This is a genomic window from Streptomyces sp. NPDC048560, assembly GCF_040650955.1.
Classification (GTDB): domain Bacteria; phylum Actinomycetota; class Actinomycetes; order Streptomycetales; family Streptomycetaceae; genus Streptomyces.
The window spans coordinates 737,796-752,920 of the sequence record NZ_JBEZIJ010000001.1; the positions used below are offsets into that span (position 1 = coordinate 737,796).

General features: G+C 71.4%; 15 protein-coding genes. 5 read left to right on the forward strand and 10 right to left on the reverse strand.

Annotated features, from left to right (window positions below; genetic code table 11):
- Positions 1–30 precede the first annotated feature (30 nt).
- The 4 genes from AB0C82_RS03210 to AB0C82_RS03225 all read right to left on the reverse strand — a co-directional run bounded on the left by AB0C82_RS03210 (position 31) and on the right by AB0C82_RS03225 (position 5,236).
- Positions 31–1,449: an AI-2E family transporter gene (locus AB0C82_RS03210; RefSeq protein WP_362835739.1), complete on the reverse strand. Its 1,419-nt coding sequence runs from the start codon at positions 1,447–1,449 to the stop codon at positions 31–33.
- A gap of 154 nt (positions 1,450–1,603) precedes the next feature.
- Positions 1,604–2,317, reverse strand: coding sequence for a transglycosylase SLT domain-containing protein (locus tag AB0C82_RS03215; protein WP_362835741.1), 714 nt, complete (start codon positions 2,315–2,317; stop codon positions 1,604–1,606).
- Positions 2,318–2,707: 390 nt separating this feature from the next.
- Positions 2,708–4,030 (reverse strand): PhoH family protein, encoded by a 1,323-nt coding sequence (locus AB0C82_RS03220; protein ID WP_362835743.1) that lies wholly within the window; start codon positions 4,028–4,030, stop codon positions 2,708–2,710.
- 444 nt (positions 4,031–4,474) lie between these two features.
- A complete protein-coding gene (locus AB0C82_RS03225; RefSeq protein WP_362835745.1) occupies positions 4,475–5,236 on the reverse strand; it encodes an isoprenyl transferase in 762 nt (253 codons plus the stop codon).
- A 219-nt stretch (positions 5,237–5,455) separates the two neighbouring features.
- On the opposite strand from AB0C82_RS03225, the gene mgrA reads away from it, so the two are divergent.
- Both mgrA and AB0C82_RS03235 read left to right on the forward strand, forming a co-directional pair.
- Complete coding sequence (gene mgrA / locus AB0C82_RS03230; protein WP_362835747.1) at positions 5,456–6,493, forward strand: L-glyceraldehyde 3-phosphate reductase; 1,038 nt, start codon at positions 5,456–5,458, stop codon at positions 6,491–6,493.
- 362 nt (positions 6,494–6,855) lie between these two features.
- A complete protein-coding gene (locus AB0C82_RS03235) occupies positions 6,856–8,034 on the forward strand; it encodes a winged helix DNA-binding domain-containing protein (RefSeq protein WP_362835749.1) in 1,179 nt (392 codons plus the stop codon).
- A gap of 29 nt (positions 8,035–8,063) precedes the next feature.
- Here the strand turns inward: AB0C82_RS03235 and AB0C82_RS03240 are convergent, their stop codons facing one another.
- From AB0C82_RS03240 to AB0C82_RS03250, 3 genes are all read right to left on the reverse strand, one after another.
- Complete coding sequence (locus AB0C82_RS03240; RefSeq protein WP_362835751.1) at positions 8,064–8,519, reverse strand: hypothetical protein; 456 nt, start codon at positions 8,517–8,519, stop codon at positions 8,064–8,066.
- Between the two features lie 139 nt (positions 8,520–8,658).
- Positions 8,659–9,453 carry a class I SAM-dependent methyltransferase gene (locus AB0C82_RS03245; protein ID WP_362835753.1) on the reverse strand — a complete coding sequence of 265 codons (795 nt, stop codon included), beginning with the start codon at positions 9,451–9,453 and terminating at the stop codon, positions 8,659–8,661.
- Positions 9,454–9,517: 64 nt separating this feature from the next.
- Positions 9,518–10,345, reverse strand: a complete 828-nt coding sequence (locus tag AB0C82_RS03250; RefSeq protein ID WP_362835755.1) for an A24 family peptidase — start codon at positions 10,343–10,345, stop codon at positions 9,518–9,520.
- A gap of 105 nt (positions 10,346–10,450) precedes the next feature.
- On the opposite strand from AB0C82_RS03250, the gene AB0C82_RS03255 reads away from it, so the two are divergent.
- On the forward strand, positions 10,451–10,837 hold the full coding sequence (locus AB0C82_RS03255; RefSeq protein WP_362835757.1) for a DUF192 domain-containing protein: 387 nt from the start codon (positions 10,451–10,453) through the stop codon (positions 10,835–10,837).
- Positions 10,838–10,851: 14 nt separating this feature from the next.
- Here AB0C82_RS03255 and AB0C82_RS03260 read toward each other — a convergent pair whose 3' ends face one another.
- The 3 genes from AB0C82_RS03260 to AB0C82_RS03270 form a co-directional block, all read right to left on the reverse strand.
- Entirely contained in the window at positions 10,852–11,547 is a 696-nt protein-coding gene (locus tag AB0C82_RS03260) for a hypothetical protein (RefSeq protein WP_362835759.1), read from the reverse strand.
- 70 nt (positions 11,548–11,617) lie between these two features.
- Positions 11,618–12,817: a hypothetical protein gene (locus AB0C82_RS03265; RefSeq protein ID WP_362835761.1), complete on the reverse strand. Its 1,200-nt coding sequence runs from the start codon at positions 12,815–12,817 to the stop codon at positions 11,618–11,620.
- 252 nt (positions 12,818–13,069) lie between these two features.
- Positions 13,070–13,915, reverse strand: coding sequence for an NAD(P)H-binding protein (locus tag AB0C82_RS03270; RefSeq protein ID WP_362835763.1), 846 nt, complete (start codon positions 13,913–13,915; stop codon positions 13,070–13,072).
- 329 nt (positions 13,916–14,244) lie between these two features.
- On the opposite strand from AB0C82_RS03270, the gene AB0C82_RS03275 reads away from it, so the two are divergent.
- Together AB0C82_RS03275 and AB0C82_RS03280 are read left to right on the forward strand one after the other, a co-directional pair.
- Positions 14,245–14,709 (forward strand): SRPBCC family protein, encoded by a 465-nt coding sequence (locus tag AB0C82_RS03275; protein ID WP_362835764.1) that lies wholly within the window; start codon positions 14,245–14,247, stop codon positions 14,707–14,709.
- An 88-nt stretch (positions 14,710–14,797) separates the two neighbouring features.
- The gene (locus AB0C82_RS03280; RefSeq protein ID WP_362835766.1) at positions 14,798–14,998 is read left to right on the forward strand and encodes a hypothetical protein; all 201 of its coding nucleotides are present in this window, start codon (positions 14,798–14,800) and stop codon (positions 14,996–14,998) included.
- Positions 14,999–15,125: the final 127 nt, after the last annotated feature.

Sequence of the window (15,125 nt, forward strand, 5' to 3'; positions counted from 1 at the left end):
CCGTCCACGGGGCCCTTCTTATCGCTCCGCTCAGCTTTCCCGGCTCTCCCCCGGCCCGTCCGGCTCGCCGTCGGCGGGCAGGTCCGGTTCCTTCGGCGGCGAACCCGGGGCCGGGACCGGCGCCAGCTCGTACGCCGTGGCTCCGTGCGGCGCGGGCGAGTGCCGACGGGACTCCTCCTGCCCGTAGGCCCGCAGATAGCCGACCACCGTATTGGTCACGGCGACCAGCGGTACGGCGACCACGGCGCCTCCGATGCCCGCGATCATCCCGCCCGCCGCGACGGACAGGACGACGGCCAGCGGGTGGACCCGTACGGCGCGTCCGAGGATGAACGGCTGGAGGATGTGGCCCTCGATCTGCTGCACGGCGAGCACCACGATCAGCACCATCAGGGCGGTGAACACACCCTGGGTGACGAGCGAGACGACCACCGCGAGCGCCCCGGAGACCACGGCCCCGACGAGCGGGATGAAGGCGAAGAGGAAGATGAACACCGCGAGCGGCACCGCCATCGGCACATCGAGGAAGTAGATCCCGAGCCCGATGAAGATGGCGTCGATCAGCGCGACCAGCACCGTCCCCCGCACGTAGGCGGTGAGCGTGCGCCAGGCGCGCGGTCCGGCGCCGGCCACGCCCGGCCTCGCCTGGACCGGCACGAGCCTCAGCACCCAGTGCCAGATGCGCTTCCCGTCGTACAGCAGGAAGAGCGTCGAGAACATCGCCAGCAGCAGCCCGGTGAGGACCTCGACCATCACGGTGACGCCCTGGAGCCCCGCCGAGGTGATCTCCTCCGTGTTGGTGCCGATCGTGTCGCTGAGAGTCTTCGCGATGTCGTTGATCTGCGACTCGGTGACGTGGAAGGGGCTGTCGAGCAGCCAGCGCTTCAGCTCGTCGATGCCGTCGCGCACCCGGTCGGAGAGCGTGTCGAGGTTGTCCATCACCTGCCACACCACGAACCAGCCGACCAGCCCCATGACGACGAAGCCGAGGATCGCGGTGACCGCGGTCGCCAGCCCGCGCGGCAGACCGAGCCGCTTCAGGCGCACCACGGTCGGCTGGAGCATCGCGGTGACGAGCAGCGCGGCGACGAAGGCCAGGACCACGAGCTGTACGGCGCTGATGATCCGCATCAGCACCCAGAGGGTGCCCGCAAGGACGAGCAGCCGCCAGCCCGCCTCGGCCGCGACCCGCATCCCCCAGGGGATCGCCGCGACCGGATCGGGCCTGGCCGCGACGGACGGGGCGTACGCGGGAGGCGGGGGCACGTGCTCCACCACCACGTCCTCCCGGCCGCCGCCGTCGAGGCCGGCCGGCCCGCCCCGTGCGCGCAGCCGGTGGGCCTCTGAGTCGGCCTCCGCGTCGGCCTCGGCCCGACGGCGGTCCAGGCGCTCCCCGATGTCGGTCAGTTCGGCGCCGAGACGGCCGAACCACCCTGGCAGTTTCGACATGATCGTTCCCTCTCCCCCATGCTGTCTCCCCACCACTGCCCCCGGAGTCGCCCGGAATGCGACCGTACACGCGTGAAGCCCTCCACCGTATGACGGTGGAGGGCTTCACGGGGTTGAGCGCCGGTCTCCCTCACGGGACCACCGGGAGCCTCCCCTAGTACCAGTTGTTGGCCTGCCAGAAGGACCAGGCACCGCACGGGCTGCCGTAGCGCCCGTCCATGTAGCTGAGGCCCCACTTGATCTGGGTGGCCGGGTTGGTCTGCCAGTCGGCACCGGCGGACACCATCTTCGAGCCCGGGAGCGCCTGCATGAGGCCGTAGGCACCGGAGGACGGGTTGGTCGCCCGGTAGTTCCACGTCGACTCGTGGTTCACGATGTTGCTGAAGCACTGGAACTGGTCGGCGGGGACCATCTGACGGGCCATCGCCTGCACTTCGGCAACACTGTACGAGCTCTGCGTCGCGAACGAGGTGGCGTCGCGGGCCGCCGAGCGGCTTGCGCGCTCGGCCTCTTCCTTCTTCGCAGCCTCGGCCTTCCGCTCGGCCTCCACCTTGTCCTCGGCAGCCTGCTTCTTGGACTCGGCGTCCTTGGCGGCCTGGATACGGGCGGATTCCTCTGCGGACTTCTTCGCTGCCGCGTCGGCTGCGGATGCCTGGGCATCGGCCTGCTGTGTCAGCGAAGCCGTCTGCACCTGGGCCTGCTGGCCCGCGGGAATGTCTGCGAGCAGCGTGGTGTCGGCTGCGGCCGCTTCGAAGTTGTTGTCGTCGGCAGCGGGAGTGCTGCCCGATGCAACGCCTACGACGGCGCCTACGGTGGTGACCGCTGTGGCAGATGCCACCGCGAACCCCCGGACCGAGATCCGGCTCACATGGTGTCCTTCCAGCATCGTCCGCTTAGGTGACCTCGCGGGCGCAATCGTGCCCCTGACACTGGCCTCCCTACTGCCTGGGTCACGGGAGGCACGGGCCCGATGGGCAACTCCCTTGCGGGAGTGCCGCGTGGTGCTCGCGGGCGGCATACGGTCGGCAAGTGTGGAGTTGTGTGGTGCTGTGCACCTCTGGAGATGCACAAGTGCCGTATGCGGGGCCTGACGGAAGCAAGACTCTGCCGGACGCGGACGCCGTGAGGCAATTCTGTGTTGCGTGTTAAAGCTCACACCCCGTTTGGCCCCTCAGTTTCGAGGAAACAACGGCACAGCACGATGCCGCCCGGCTAAGCTCTTCGGCTCGCCGGGCGGCACCAACTGTCCTATCCCCTATCAGATGTGGCCTTCCTCCAGCATTTCGGTCACCAGTGCGGCGATCTGCGAACGCTCGGACCGGGTCAGCGTGACGTGGGCGAAGAGCGGATGACCCTTCAGCTTCTCGACCACGGCGACGACTCCGTCGTGCCGGCCGACCCTGAGGTTGTCCCGCTGCGCCACGTCGTGCGTGAGCACGACTCGGGAATTCGACCCGATACGGGACAACACGGTCAGCAGGACGTTGCGTTCGAGCGACTGCGCCTCGTCGACGATCACGAACGCGTCGTGGAGCGAGCGGCCCCGGATGTGGGTGAGCGGCAGGACCTCCAGCATCCCGCGCCCCAGCACCTCCTCGATCACCTCGCGCCCGGCGACGGCCGAGAGCGTGTCGAAGACCGCCTGCGCCCACGGGCTCATCTTCTCGGCCTCGGAGCCGGGGAGATAGCCGAGTTCCTGCCCGCCGACCGCGTACAGCGGCCGGAAGACCATCACCTTCTGGTGCTGCCTGCGCTCCAGTACGGCTTCCAGTCCGGCGCAGAGCGCCAGCGCGGACTTGCCGGTGCCCGCGCGACCTCCCATGGAGACGATGCCGACGTCCTGGTCGAGGAGCAGATCGAGCGCGACGCGCTGCTCGGCACTGCGTCCGTGGATCCCGAACGCCTCCCTGTCACCGCGCACCAGCCGCACGTTGCCCTCGGGCGTGACCCGGCCGAGCGCCTTGCCGCGCTCGGACTGGAGGACGAGGCCGGTGTGCACGGGCAGCTCGGCCGCCTCGGGGACGTACAGCGTCTCCTCGGTGAACAGGAGATCCACCTGCTCGCCCGAGAGGGCCAGCTCCGCCATTCCGGTCCAGCCGGAATCGGTGATGGCGAGCTCGGCGCGGTACTCCTCGGCGAGGAGGCCGACCGAGGACGCCTTGATCCGCAGCGGCAGGTCCTTGGAGACGACCGTGACGTCGTACCCCTCGGCCTGCAGGTTTCGCGCGACCGCGAGAATCCGTGAGTCGTTGTCCCCCAACCGGTAGCCGGCGGGCAGTACGCCGGGATCGGAATGGTTGAGTTCGACGCGGAGCGTCCCGCCCAGATCCCCGAGGGGGATCGGGGCATCGAGCCGGCCGTACCGGACCCGGAAGTCGTCCAGCAGGCGCAGCGCCTGCCGGGCGAAGTACCCGAGCTCCGGATGGTGCCGTTTGGCCTCCAGCTCCGTGACCACGACGATCGGCAGCACGACTTCGTGCTCGTCGAAGCGGGACATGGCGTTGGGATCGGCCAGCAGGACGCTGGTGTCGAGAACGTAGGTGCGCCTGTCGGGCATGCGGCGCTTTGTGCTGGTCACCACGGAAGGACGTACCCCCTCGGACGAGGTCGGGGAGTGCGACGGGCGTCGCGGAACTTCCCAAGGGAAAGGGAAGAGGACGGACCGGGTTCGGAACCCTCTGCGAGGGCCGAACGCCGGCCCTCCGCGTCGGCCGCACGATGTGTACGGTCCTTCGTGTGCAAAGGGCCTCCCGGGCGAGCGGGCTGGGTGCCACTCACTTGGACACGACATCCGCCCGGTTCCTGACCGGATGTCGACCTGTCAGGGGTATTCCCTCGAACACGCCCAGCCATGCCGACGGCGACGACACGGTGCGGAAGAGTCCTGGTGGACGCGGGGTGACGACCGGGGTACGGCCGACGTCACCGTGGGCGACCTTCGCCCGCGATCGCCGGGCGGGCTTGTTTCCGTACGCCCTTCGGCGACGGGCGGGCCGGGCGCGCACGGGCACCCCGGCCCTTCGGGTCAGGTGCCGTAGCGGCGGTGGCGGGCCGCGTAGTCGCGAAGGGCCCGGAGGAAGTCCACCTTGCGGAACGCCGGCCAGAACACCTCGCAGAAGTAGTACTCCGAGTGGGCGCTCTGCCAGAGCATGAAGCCGGACAGCCGCTGCTCACCGCTCGTACGGATCACCAGGTCCGGATCCGGCTGCCCACGGGTGTACAGGTGCTCGGAGATCAGGTCCGTGGAGACCACCTCCGCCAGCTCCTCGAACGACGTGCCCTTCGACGCGTGGTCGAGCAGCAGCGACCGCACCGCGTCCGCGATCTCCTGGCGCCCGCCGTAGCCGACCGCGACATTCACGATTATTCCGTCGATACCGGCCGTGGCCTGCTCCGCCTCCTTGAGGACGGTCTGCGTACGGGCCGGCAGCAGGTCCAGCGTGCCGACGTGGTGGACACGCCACCGCCCGTCCGCCGCGAGATTGCTCACGGTGTTCTCGATGATGCCGAGGAGCGGGATCAGCTCCGCTTCGGGCCGGTCGAAGTTGTCCGTGGAGAGCAGCCAGAGGGTGACGACCTCGACGTCGGTCTCACTGCACCAGCCGAGCAGCTCGGAGATCTTGTCCGCACCGGCCTGGTGCCCCTGCACCGCCGAGCCGCCGGACGCCTTGGCCCAGCGCCGGTTGCCGTCGAGGATGACACCGATGTGCTTGGGCACCTGGTCGTGATCCAGGCGGCCTTCCACCCGGCGTGCGTAGAGCCCGTACACCAGGTCGCGCAAGTTCACTGAGTTCACCCTCTCGGTTCCGTACGGGCCACGAGCCCGTCTTCCCCGTCGCCGGGGGTCCGGGGTCGTCCCCCGTGGGGGATAGCCGCATGGTTCGCACGGTCCGCGCGCACAAGGCGGCGCGCCGCGCATCGGCATTCCCCGAAGCGGCCACATTACTGCGCACGGGTCACGGCGGCCCAACCCGGTCTGTCACAACTCCGTGATAAGCAGAGAAACGTGACTGAATCCCTCTCCTACCGCGCAGCCGAGTCGCGCTACGACTCCATGGAGTACCGCCGCACCGGCCGCAGCGGTCTCAAGCTCCCCGCCGTCTCCCTCGGCCTCTGGCACAACTTCGGCGACGACCGCACACTGGACTCCCAGCGCGCGATCCTCCGCCGTGCCTTCGACCTCGGTGTGACCCACTTCGACCTGGCCAACAACTACGGGCCGCCGCCCGGCTCCGCCGAGCTCAATTTCGGCAAGCTCTTCCAGCAGGACTTCGCCCCGTACCGGGACGAGCTGATCATCTCCACCAAGGCCGGGTACGACATGCACCCCGGCCCGTACGGGGAGTGGGGCTCCCGCAAGTACCTGCTCTCCTCGCTCGACGCCTCGCTCAAGCGGATGGGGCTCGACTACGTCGACATCTTCTACTCCCACCGCTTCGACCCGGACACTCCTCTCGAGGAGACGATGGGCGCACTGGCCTCCGCCGTCCGGCAGGGCAAGGCGCTGTACGCGGGTGTGTCCTCGTACAACGCGGAGCAGACCGCGGAGGCGGCCCGGCTGCTCAAGGAGATGGGCGTCCCCGCCCTCATCCACCAGCCGTCCTACTCGATGATCAACCGCTGGCTGGAGGACGACGGACTGCTCGACACGCTGGAGACGGCCGGCATGGGGTGCATCTCCTTCGTGCCGCTCGCGCAGGGCCTGCTCACGGACAAGTACCTGACGGGCATCCCGGCGGGCTCGCGTGCCACCCAGGGCAAGTCCCTCGACCCGGACCTGCTCTCCGGCGAGGTCGTCCGCCGCCTCAACGGGCTGAACGACATCGCCAAGGAGCGCGGACAGTCCCTGGCGCAGCTCGCCATCGCCTGGGTCCTGCGTGACAGCCGTATGACGTCGGCTCTGATCGGAGCCTCAAGTGTGAGGCAGCTTGAGCAGAATGTGGCGGCTCTGGCCGGACCGGCGCTGTCCGCCGAGGAGTTGAAGGAGATCGACACCTTCGCCGTGGACACCGCGGGCACCAACATCTGGGCCGGACGCAACTGACGACGGCCGGGTGACACAGGGTCTGCACAAGGGCCCCACAAGGGCTTCACAGCCCTGGAGACAAAAATCGGGCCGGTCCGTGGGGGGGGGGTTACGGACCGGCCCGAGGGGGGGTTTCCACCATAACCCTTCGTAAGTGATGGTGCGTGCCACGCCACTCCACAACTACTCTCCGAATTCGCCGGACTGCACTGCGGAGACGGTTCCGGGTGCTGCGGAGTCCGCTGGGGAGGGTGGGGAAAGAGGCGGACGACGCCGGGTGCCGCCTTGACGTGAGGGTGTCCCTCGCACAGGCATGTGGGCGAGAAGTCGGACGCATATAGAGGACAGGCTCTGACCGCATGGCGTCCTAGATTCGGCGCATGACGAAACGAGCCCGCACCGTGACCGTGACCTGGCCCGAGGCGAACGCCCGCCGGATCGCCCGTCAGGCACTCTCCGACGCATCCCTGTCCGCCACCTCATCCGCGGAGCGCGGCCCTGCCGAAGCCGCCGGCGCGATGCTGGGGGCACACGCCCAGGTGTTGTCGGCGGCGGAGCTGTCCGTCGCACTGCGCCTGCCCGGAGCCGTACGCACCGACGTGCGCGCGGCCCTGTGGAGGGACCGGACCCTGGTGAAGACGTTCGGGCCGCGCGGCACCGTCCATCTGCTGCCCGCCGCCGAGCTCCCGCTCTGGACGGGGGCGCTGTCCGCGTTGCCGACCGGCGCCGGCCCGTTCGGCGGGGACGTCCGGATGACACCCGGTCAGACCGAGGAGGTCCTCGCCGCCGTGGCCGACGCGCTCACGGGCGCCGACCTGACCATCGACGAGCTCTCCGACGCCGTCATCGCCCGCACCGGGCCCTGGGCGGGCGACCCGGTGATGCCCGCGTTCCAGGGGATGTGGCCGCGCTGGCGTCAGGTGATGCACCTGGCAGGCCACCGGGGCGTTCTGAGTTACGGTCCCGACCGGGGCCGCAAGGCCACCTACACCAACCCGGGCACCACCCCGCTCCCCGGGCCGGAGGCCCTGGCCGCGCTGGTCGGGCGCTATCTGCGCGCGTACGGCCCCGCGACGCCCGCCCACTTCGCGAAGTGGCTCGCCACGGCCGGCGGCTGGGCGAACCGGCTGTTCGCCGAGCTGGCCGCCACGGGGGCGATCGAGGAGGTGACGTACGAGGGTGAACCGGCCTGGGTGGCGTCGGGCGACACCGGCTTCTCGGCCCCGCCCGCCCGGGGCGTGCGCCTGCTCCCCTACTTCGACGCGTTCACCATCGCCTCGCAGCCTCGCGAGCGGCTCTTCCCCGGCCCCGCGAGCGAACGCGCTCTCGCGCGCGGGCAGGCGGGCAACTACCCCGTCCTGCTGGTGGACGGTACGGTCGCCGGCGTCTGGCACCAGCGCCGCTCGGGCCGCCGGATCGCGGTGACCGTGGAACCACTGGCGCCGCTCACCGCCGTCACGCTGAAGGAAGTGGCCGCGCAGGCGGAGCGCGTGGCCGAGGTCCTGGAGGGGACGGCGGAGCTCACGGTGGGGCCGGTGACGGTGGGACCGCACGCGTAGGGCGGACCGGGGCCGGTGGGGGCCTGGTGTCAGGGGCGTACGAAGCGGATCGCCATCGTGTCCCCGGCGACGACCACGAAGTCGCCGTCCTCGCACCGGATGACCACCTGCCGCACCTCCCCGGTCTCGTCGCGCAGCTCCTCCGTGCCGGTCACCGTCCAGGCTCCGCCGTACGGCGGGACGGGCAGGTCGGTCAGTGCGGAGAACTGCCACTGGCCCGCCGGAACGCACCAGTCGGGAAGCCCCGGCCAGCCGCCGGGGGTGATCCGCAGGGTCCAGTCGGAGGCGCAGGTCAGGAGGACCGACTCACCTCCGGAGAGGACGAACTCGATGGCTTCGGGCTCCCCCGTGATCCCTTCGGGGCGGTAGAAGAGGCCGTGAACGGCGGTGATCCAGGCGCCTTTCAGCCAGTCGGCGTCAGCGCCGCGCGTCCGGCCCGCCGGTTCGCGGATGTCCTCGCCGGGCTCGTCCCTTCCCACCGTCATGACCAGCTCCCTCACCGTGCGCTCGCCCCACCGGTTCGCCCTGCCCACCGGTAGGACGGTGGAACGCGCGAAGGCGTTGCACTACCGGTCACCCTCAAGTGCCTTGTCGCACAACTCTGTTGAGCGGTTGCGACCCATATCACCCCGGCTTGCGGGCCTCGATCAGGAAGCGGGTGGTGTGCGCGAGGAAGGGCCCCTCGCTCTCGATCCTCCGGTGCAGCGCCTTCAGTTGCGGACGGTACGCCTCGACCGTGAAGCCCGGGACCATCCAGATGACCTTGCGGAGGAAATAGACGACCGCCCCGATGTCGAAGAACTCGGTCCGCAGCCGCTCAGGCCGCAGATCGACCACGTCGAGCCCGGCGGCGACGGCTTCGGCGCGGGCCTTCTCCCCGTCGCGCGCGTCGCGCACCTCGGGCGGCTGCGCGCCGAGGAAGAACTCGACGAGTTCGAAGACGCTCGCCGGGCCGACCTGTTGAGAGAAGTAGGTGCCGCCGGGCTGGAGCACCCGGGCGATCTCCCCCCACCACGTCGTGACCGGGTGCCGGCTGACCACCAGGTCGAAGGCCGCGTCGCCGAACGGCAGCGGCGGCTGGTCCTCGTCCACGACGACGACGGCGCCGAGCGGGTGCAGGCGGGCCGTGGCACGGGCGACGTTCGGGGGCCAGGACTCGGTGGCCACGGTCAGCGGGGGCAGCTTCGGCACGGAGGCGAGGACCTCACCCCCGCCGGTCTGGATGTCGAGGGCGCAGCGGGCACCGGCCATCCGGTCGGCCATGGCGCGCGCGTAGCCCCACGAGGGGCGCTCCTCGGTGGCCCGGCCTTCGAGCCAGGAGAAGTCCCAGCCGTCGACGGAGACCGCGTCCGCTTCGGCGACGAGCGCTTCGAAGCGCTCGTCGGACGACGAGGTGTCTGGGGTCGGTGAATCGGACATGGGGTGATCGTCGCAGCTGTACGGCTGGGGACGCGACCGTATTCCGTGTCGCGGAAGCCGTGTCTCAGGCGGCCAGGGCGCCGAACAGTACACCGAGGAGCGCCCCCGCGATCATGAACGGACCGAACGGGATGCCCGTCTTCCGGCCGGCCCCGCGCAGGAGCATCAGGCCCAGCCCGTACACCGCGCCGAGCAGGAATCCCGCGAACCCTCCGGCGAACAGCACCGCCCAGCCGAACCAGCCGAGCGCCACCCCGAGGGAGAGGGCGAGCTTCACGTCACCGAAGCCCATGCCGTTCGGGTTGATCAGGAAGAGCAGGAAGTAGAAGCCGCCCAGTGCGAGTCCGCCGAGCAGGGCGGAGGTCCAGGACCCGGTGTGCTCGGGAGCGAGGGACACCGCGCCCAGGAGCAGCGCCGCCGCTCCGGCCAGCGGCAGAGTCAGCCGGTCGGGCAGGCGGTGGACCCGGCGGTCGATGACGGCGAGGAGTACGGCGACGGGCGTGAGCAGCAGCCAGACGACGAGCTCGGGCCGGGCCCCGGTGGCGGCCGCGAGGGCCGTACAGGCGAGCGCGCCGACCACGGGCGCGAGGACGGCGGGGGCGTACCGGGGTGCGGTGGTGGCGGGGCGCGGAGCGTGTTCCGGGGCCGCCGGCCCGGCGCCCACGCCCTCGGTGACCGTGCGACCCGGAAGGGCAGGCACGGCCACGGCGCAGGTCGCACAGCGCGTCGATCCGAGCCAGCCGCCCACGGGTCCGGTGAGCGGGTGGCCGGCGGGACAGCTGTCGCGCCAGTCCTCGTCCGGCTCGACGGAGAACCGGTACGCGGCACGCGGGATCAGCAGCCCGGTGGCGATACCCCAGAGGGCGGCGACTGCGATGAGTGTGGCGTCCACACCCGCGACCCTAATCCCGTTGTGCGGTACGGGTCTTGGGCCCTGGGGCCCATTGCCCGGGGTTCCGGACCCAGCGGCGGGCGCGGGCGGCTACGGTCGGTGCCCATGGGGACATGGCGCAACGGCAGCGGAACGCTCACGGTCGGCACGGGCAGCGCGGACGGTACGGGGACCCGGGAGGTGCCGCTGCGGATCGCGGCCTCCTACCGGGCGCGGACGCGCGGCCTGCTCGGTCAGGACGGTGTCGAGGGAGCCCTGCTGATCACACCGTGCGCGAGCGTGCACACCTTCCGGATGCGGTTCGCGATCGATGTGGCCTACCTCGACCGGCACTTCAACGTCCTCGCCGTCCACACGATGAAGCCCGGCCGACTCGGACTGCCCAGGCTCCGCGCCCGCCATGTCGTGGAGTCCGAGGCCGGGGCGATGGCGGAGTGGGGAATGCGGCCGGGTACGCGCGTACGGATAGTGGCGGAGGCGATCGTCCGGTAGCGGTGCTCCGGTACCTACCGCTTCCGCAGCACCTCCTCCGGCACGAACGGGCCGGTGCCGTCAGCTTCGAACATGTCGATCTCGGTCAACTCGGCGTCCGCCGACCCGTCAAGGGCGAGCGAACCGCCCCTGAACCGCAGGTCGAGGTGGAACCGCGTGGCCGTGCCGGACCGCTTGAGGCCGTGGATGCGCTCGTCGACGTATCCGAGATCGTTGAGGATCTTCCTGACCTGCGCGGGCGTGGGATCCTCCACGGTCCAGAGCTCATGGACGATTCGTTCGACATGGAGGTTGCCCGCGCACCGGTCGGCGGCGTTCAGTTCGAGTTCCGGCTGCGGCGAGGGATCGACGGACGGCCGGCGGGTGCCGTCGGGCGCGATCTCCTCGACCGGCAGCGGCTCCTGCGGAGCGGCCGGCGGCCCGCCCTCCGCGACCGGCGCCTCGGCGGCGCACCACCGCGCCACCGCGTCCATCATCTCCACGAACGCCTCCTGCTCCTCGGCGGCGGGCGGCGCGGCGGCGGGCTCGGCCGCGACGGTGTCGACGGAGGTGTTCCGCGAACCACCCGCACCCGTCCGCTCGGTGCCGCAGGCCGCGAGTGTCACAACGGCGAGCGCCGTCACCGCGAGAGCGGCCCCGGCGCGGCGCGGGCGGCTGGGGCGGCGGAGACCGTCAACTGCGATTTCCTGTGCAGGAGTTGTTCGTGTCATGTGCACAGCCTGCGGCGAGGCCGCCCGGCGCACATGAGTACCCGCACTCAGAGTGCCACCCGCGAAGAGCTCAGGGCGGGCCCGATCCGAGCAGCGTCCACGCCCCGTACACGGCCGAGGCGAGGGCGAGCACCGCGACGACCGCTGCGGTGCGGGCCGTCGTACGCAGCCGGAGCAGCGCCACGGCGGGCGGCAGCAGCAGCGGGAAGGCGGGCATCATCAGGCGGGGCCTGGAGCCGAAGTAGCCGGAGCCGATCAGGGAGATGACGACGATCGCGATGCCGTAGACCAGCACGGGGAGCGGCTGCCTCTGGCGCACACACAGATACACCAGCCACCCCAGCAGCCCCAGTGCCGCGCACAGTCCGAGGGCGGCGGGCAGGGGCAGCCCCAGGATGAACGCGGCCAGCGCGCGCCCTCCGTCGATGCTGTTGCCCCACTCCGCCTGGACCTCGAAGTACGCGAAGGGGCTGTCCTGGCGCACGGCGACGAACACCACGTACGCCAGCCAGCCCAGCGGTGCGATGGCGACCCCGAGCACCATGCGGGTGTGCCGGCGCAGCAGGCCTTCCCGGGCGCCCGCGCGGTACTCCTTCACCAGGGTGACCGCCGCGGTGACCGCCAGCGCGGCGACGAGCGCGGCGGCCGAGGGGCGGGTGAGCCCCGCCAGTACGCACAGGGAGCCCGCGACGATCCAGCGTCCGGTCAGCACCGCGTGAAGGGACCAGGCCGCCAGGGCGGTGAACAGCGTCTCCGTGTACGCCATCGACTGCACGAACGCCGTCGGGTAGACCCCCCACAGAGCGGCCAGCACCACGCCCGTCCGGCGGTCGTACAGCCTCCGGCCGACGGCGAAGATCCCCCAGGCGGCGAGCAGCCCGGCGAGCCAGGCCACGAGCAGCCCCGCGCCGCCCACGGTGAGCGGGGTCACGTCGGCGATTCCGCGTTCCAGGGCGGGGAGGAGGGGGAAGAAGGCCAGATCGGAGTGGACGGTGCCGTCGGGAAGCGTGACGGAGTAGCCGTACCCGTTCGCGGCGACCCGCTGGTACCAGACGGAGTCCCAGCGCCCGCTGAGCAGGTGGAGCGCGTCCTTGCCCGCGAGAGAGGCCCAGGCCCAGAAGACGAGGAGCCCGACGGCCCGGACGGCGGCGTAGATCCCCAGGGCGGGCGCGGCGGCGGTGAACGCCGTGGCGGCACGGTGCCGGAGCTCACGGCGGCGGGACGGCGGCGCCGGAGCGAGTGTCCGGGTGGGGGTCTGATGGTCGGCCATGCCGCAGATTATGAGCACATGGGCACCCCGGGAGCCCCATCGCGGTGCAGGGGTGGGGACGTCCGGCCCGGCGCCATGGGGGAGCGCCGGGGCGGGCTCTGTACCCCTACGGCGCCGACGCTAACGGTCATGGCTCCAGCCGTCTTGGGCCCCAGGGCCCAACGAACGCACCCGGGGCCTGTCCGTGGCGCCGGCCGGGTGCTCGCGTACCGGCGGCCGCCCCTCGCACCACCTCGGGGCGGCGCGGCCCGCCTACGTGAAGGCGGCCGCGTTGCGCCGGGCCCAGTCCGCGAACGTCCGGGCCGGGCGGCCGAGGATCTGCTCGACGGCGGGGCTGACGCGGAGCTCTGCCGCGTTGGGCGCGCCGAGGATCGCGAGGGTGGTCTCGACGACGGGCCCCGGCATGAACGCGAGCATCTGCGTGTGGGCCTCCTCCCGGGACAGTTCGACGAACCGGACCGGCTCCCCCAGCGCCTCACCGAGCGCGTCGGCCTGCCCGCGCGGCGTCATGAGCGCCGGGCCGGTCAGTTCGTGGACCTGCCCGGCGTGGCCGTCCCCTCGCAGGGCCACGGCGGCGACCTCCGCGATGTCGGACGGGTCGATCAACGGCAGACCGACGTCCGCGAACGGTGCGGCGACCGTGCGCCGCGTACGGACCGCATCGGCCCAGGCGTACGCGTTGGAGGCGAACCCGCCGGCCCGCAGGACCGTCCACTCCATCCCCGACCGGCGGACCGCGCGGTCCAGAGCCAGGCCCGTACCGCCGTGCGAGTCGGAGTCCGCCCGGCTGGCCACACCGATGGAGGAGAGGAGGACGACCCGCCGTACTCCCCCGGCCTTCGCTGCGCCGAGTACGGCCTGCGGGTCCAGCAGGTGCGCTCCGGCTCCGGTGTCGTGGAAGAACAGCGCGTCCGCACCGTCGAACACCGGCCGCAGACTCTCCGGGTCCGCCAGATCCGCCCGGAGGGGCCGCACCCCCTGCGGCACATCGGCTGCGGTGACCCCCCGGGACACCGCGGTCACCCGCTCGCCGGCCGCGGCGAGAGCCCGCACCAGCGGACGGCCGACGTTTCCCGTTGCTCCCGTGACGATGATCATGTGTAACTCCCTTGCTATCAGCTTCAGTTGCGCCCACTCGTGCGAGCGGGAAGGCCGCCGGTGGCGGTCCTCCCCGCTGCGCCGCGCCGAAGCTAACACCGGCCGCACAGTAGGTACCTAGAGGAAAGTGGCTATGCCCGGCGACCCCCTGGCGACCCCCCGCGACCCCGGCGTCGAACCCTGGCAGGCCCCCGGTGATCCGCTGATCCGCGCGCGCGGTAGCGCGTGGCCTGCTGCGACGGCCCGGTGCACCGTGCACGATGGGTGTCGCAGACCCGCCGCCCTACCCCGCCGGACCGCCCACCCCGCACGCACCTGGAGGCGCCACCATGAGTGATCCGAGAGTCGTCGTCGAGCGCCGGATCGCCGCCCCCGCCGACAAGGTCTGGGAAGCGCTCACCGATCTCCGGGCCATGCCGTCGGTGCTCAGCGGCGTGGAGGCGGTCGAGGTGCTCACCCAGGGACCGTTCGCCGTGGGCACCCGCTGGGTCGAGACCCGCCGCATGTTCGGCAAGCAGGCGACGGAGGAAATGCGGATCACGGCGTGCGAGCCGCTGTCCCGCTACGTGGCCGAGGCCGACTCGCACGGCGCCCACTACGTCTCGGAGTTCGCCCTGTCCGAGGGTGGGCCCGGTGTCACCACCGTCCGGATGACGTTCTCCGCCACACCGCCCGGCGGTTTCGCCGGCCTCGTCTCCAAGCTGCTCGGCGGCCTCGGTTCCAAGGCCGTGGCCAAGGCGGTGACGAAGGACCTCGACGACGTGGCCGCGGCCGTGGAACGGTCCGCCGGCTGAACCCCCACGGGCACCTGGACGCCGGCGACGGCGCACGGGTCCGCCCGTAACCTTGATCCATTCGGATGCGTACCTGTTCAAGCTGCGGATGACCGACACCGATGACGTCGCCGGCTGCCCGGTGCTCGGCCTCGGCTGGGACCCGGGTGACCACTCCATGCGCCACAGGGGCGAACGGCTCCGGGGCCAGGTCCATCCCGCCACGCTCGAACCCCGGGAGGGCGAGACCGTGCTGCGCTGGACCATCCCGCCGTACGTCCCGCAGGAGGACGCGCACGAGGGCACGTGAGGCGGCGTACGCCGTTCCCCGAGGGTCGTGGGCCGTTCTCCGGAGGCGCCGCCGCCGTTTCCCGGGGCGGCCCCACCGTTCCCGAGGGGGGCACCCCGAAGAGTCCGCCACCTCGTCCTTATGATGC

Bases quoted from the DNA above. Each gene is read 5' to 3' on its own strand.
- AB0C82_RS03270 (WP_362835763.1), bottom strand. From the start codon at position 13,915: ATGATCATCGTCACGGGAGCAACGGGAAACGTCGGCCGTCCGCTGGTG.
- AB0C82_RS03210 (WP_362835739.1), bottom strand. From the start codon at position 1,449: ATGTCGAAACTGCCAGGGTGGTTCGGCCGTCTCGGCGCCGAACTGACC.
- AB0C82_RS03235 (WP_362835749.1), top strand. From the start codon at position 6,856: ATGACGAAACGAGCCCGCACCGTGACCGTGACCTGGCCCGAGGCGAAC.
- AB0C82_RS03245 (WP_362835753.1), bottom strand. From the start codon at position 9,453: ATGTCCGATTCACCGACCCCAGACACCTCGTCGTCCGACGAGCGCTTC.
- AB0C82_RS03255 (WP_362835757.1), top strand. From the start codon at position 10,451: ATGGGGACATGGCGCAACGGCAGCGGAACGCTCACGGTCGGCACGGGC.
- AB0C82_RS03260 (WP_362835759.1), bottom strand. From the start codon at position 11,547: ATGACACGAACAACTCCTGCACAGGAAATCGCAGTTGACGGTCTCCGC.
- AB0C82_RS03240 (WP_362835751.1), bottom strand. From the start codon at position 8,519: ATGACGGTGGGAAGGGACGAGCCCGGCGAGGACATCCGCGAACCGGCG.
- AB0C82_RS03275 (WP_362835764.1), top strand. From the start codon at position 14,245: ATGAGTGATCCGAGAGTCGTCGTCGAGCGCCGGATCGCCGCCCCCGCC.
- AB0C82_RS03265 (WP_362835761.1), bottom strand. From the start codon at position 12,817: ATGGCCGACCATCAGACCCCCACCCGGACACTCGCTCCGGCGCCGCCG.
- AB0C82_RS03280 (WP_362835766.1), top strand. From the start codon at position 14,798: ATGACCGACACCGATGACGTCGCCGGCTGCCCGGTGCTCGGCCTCGGC.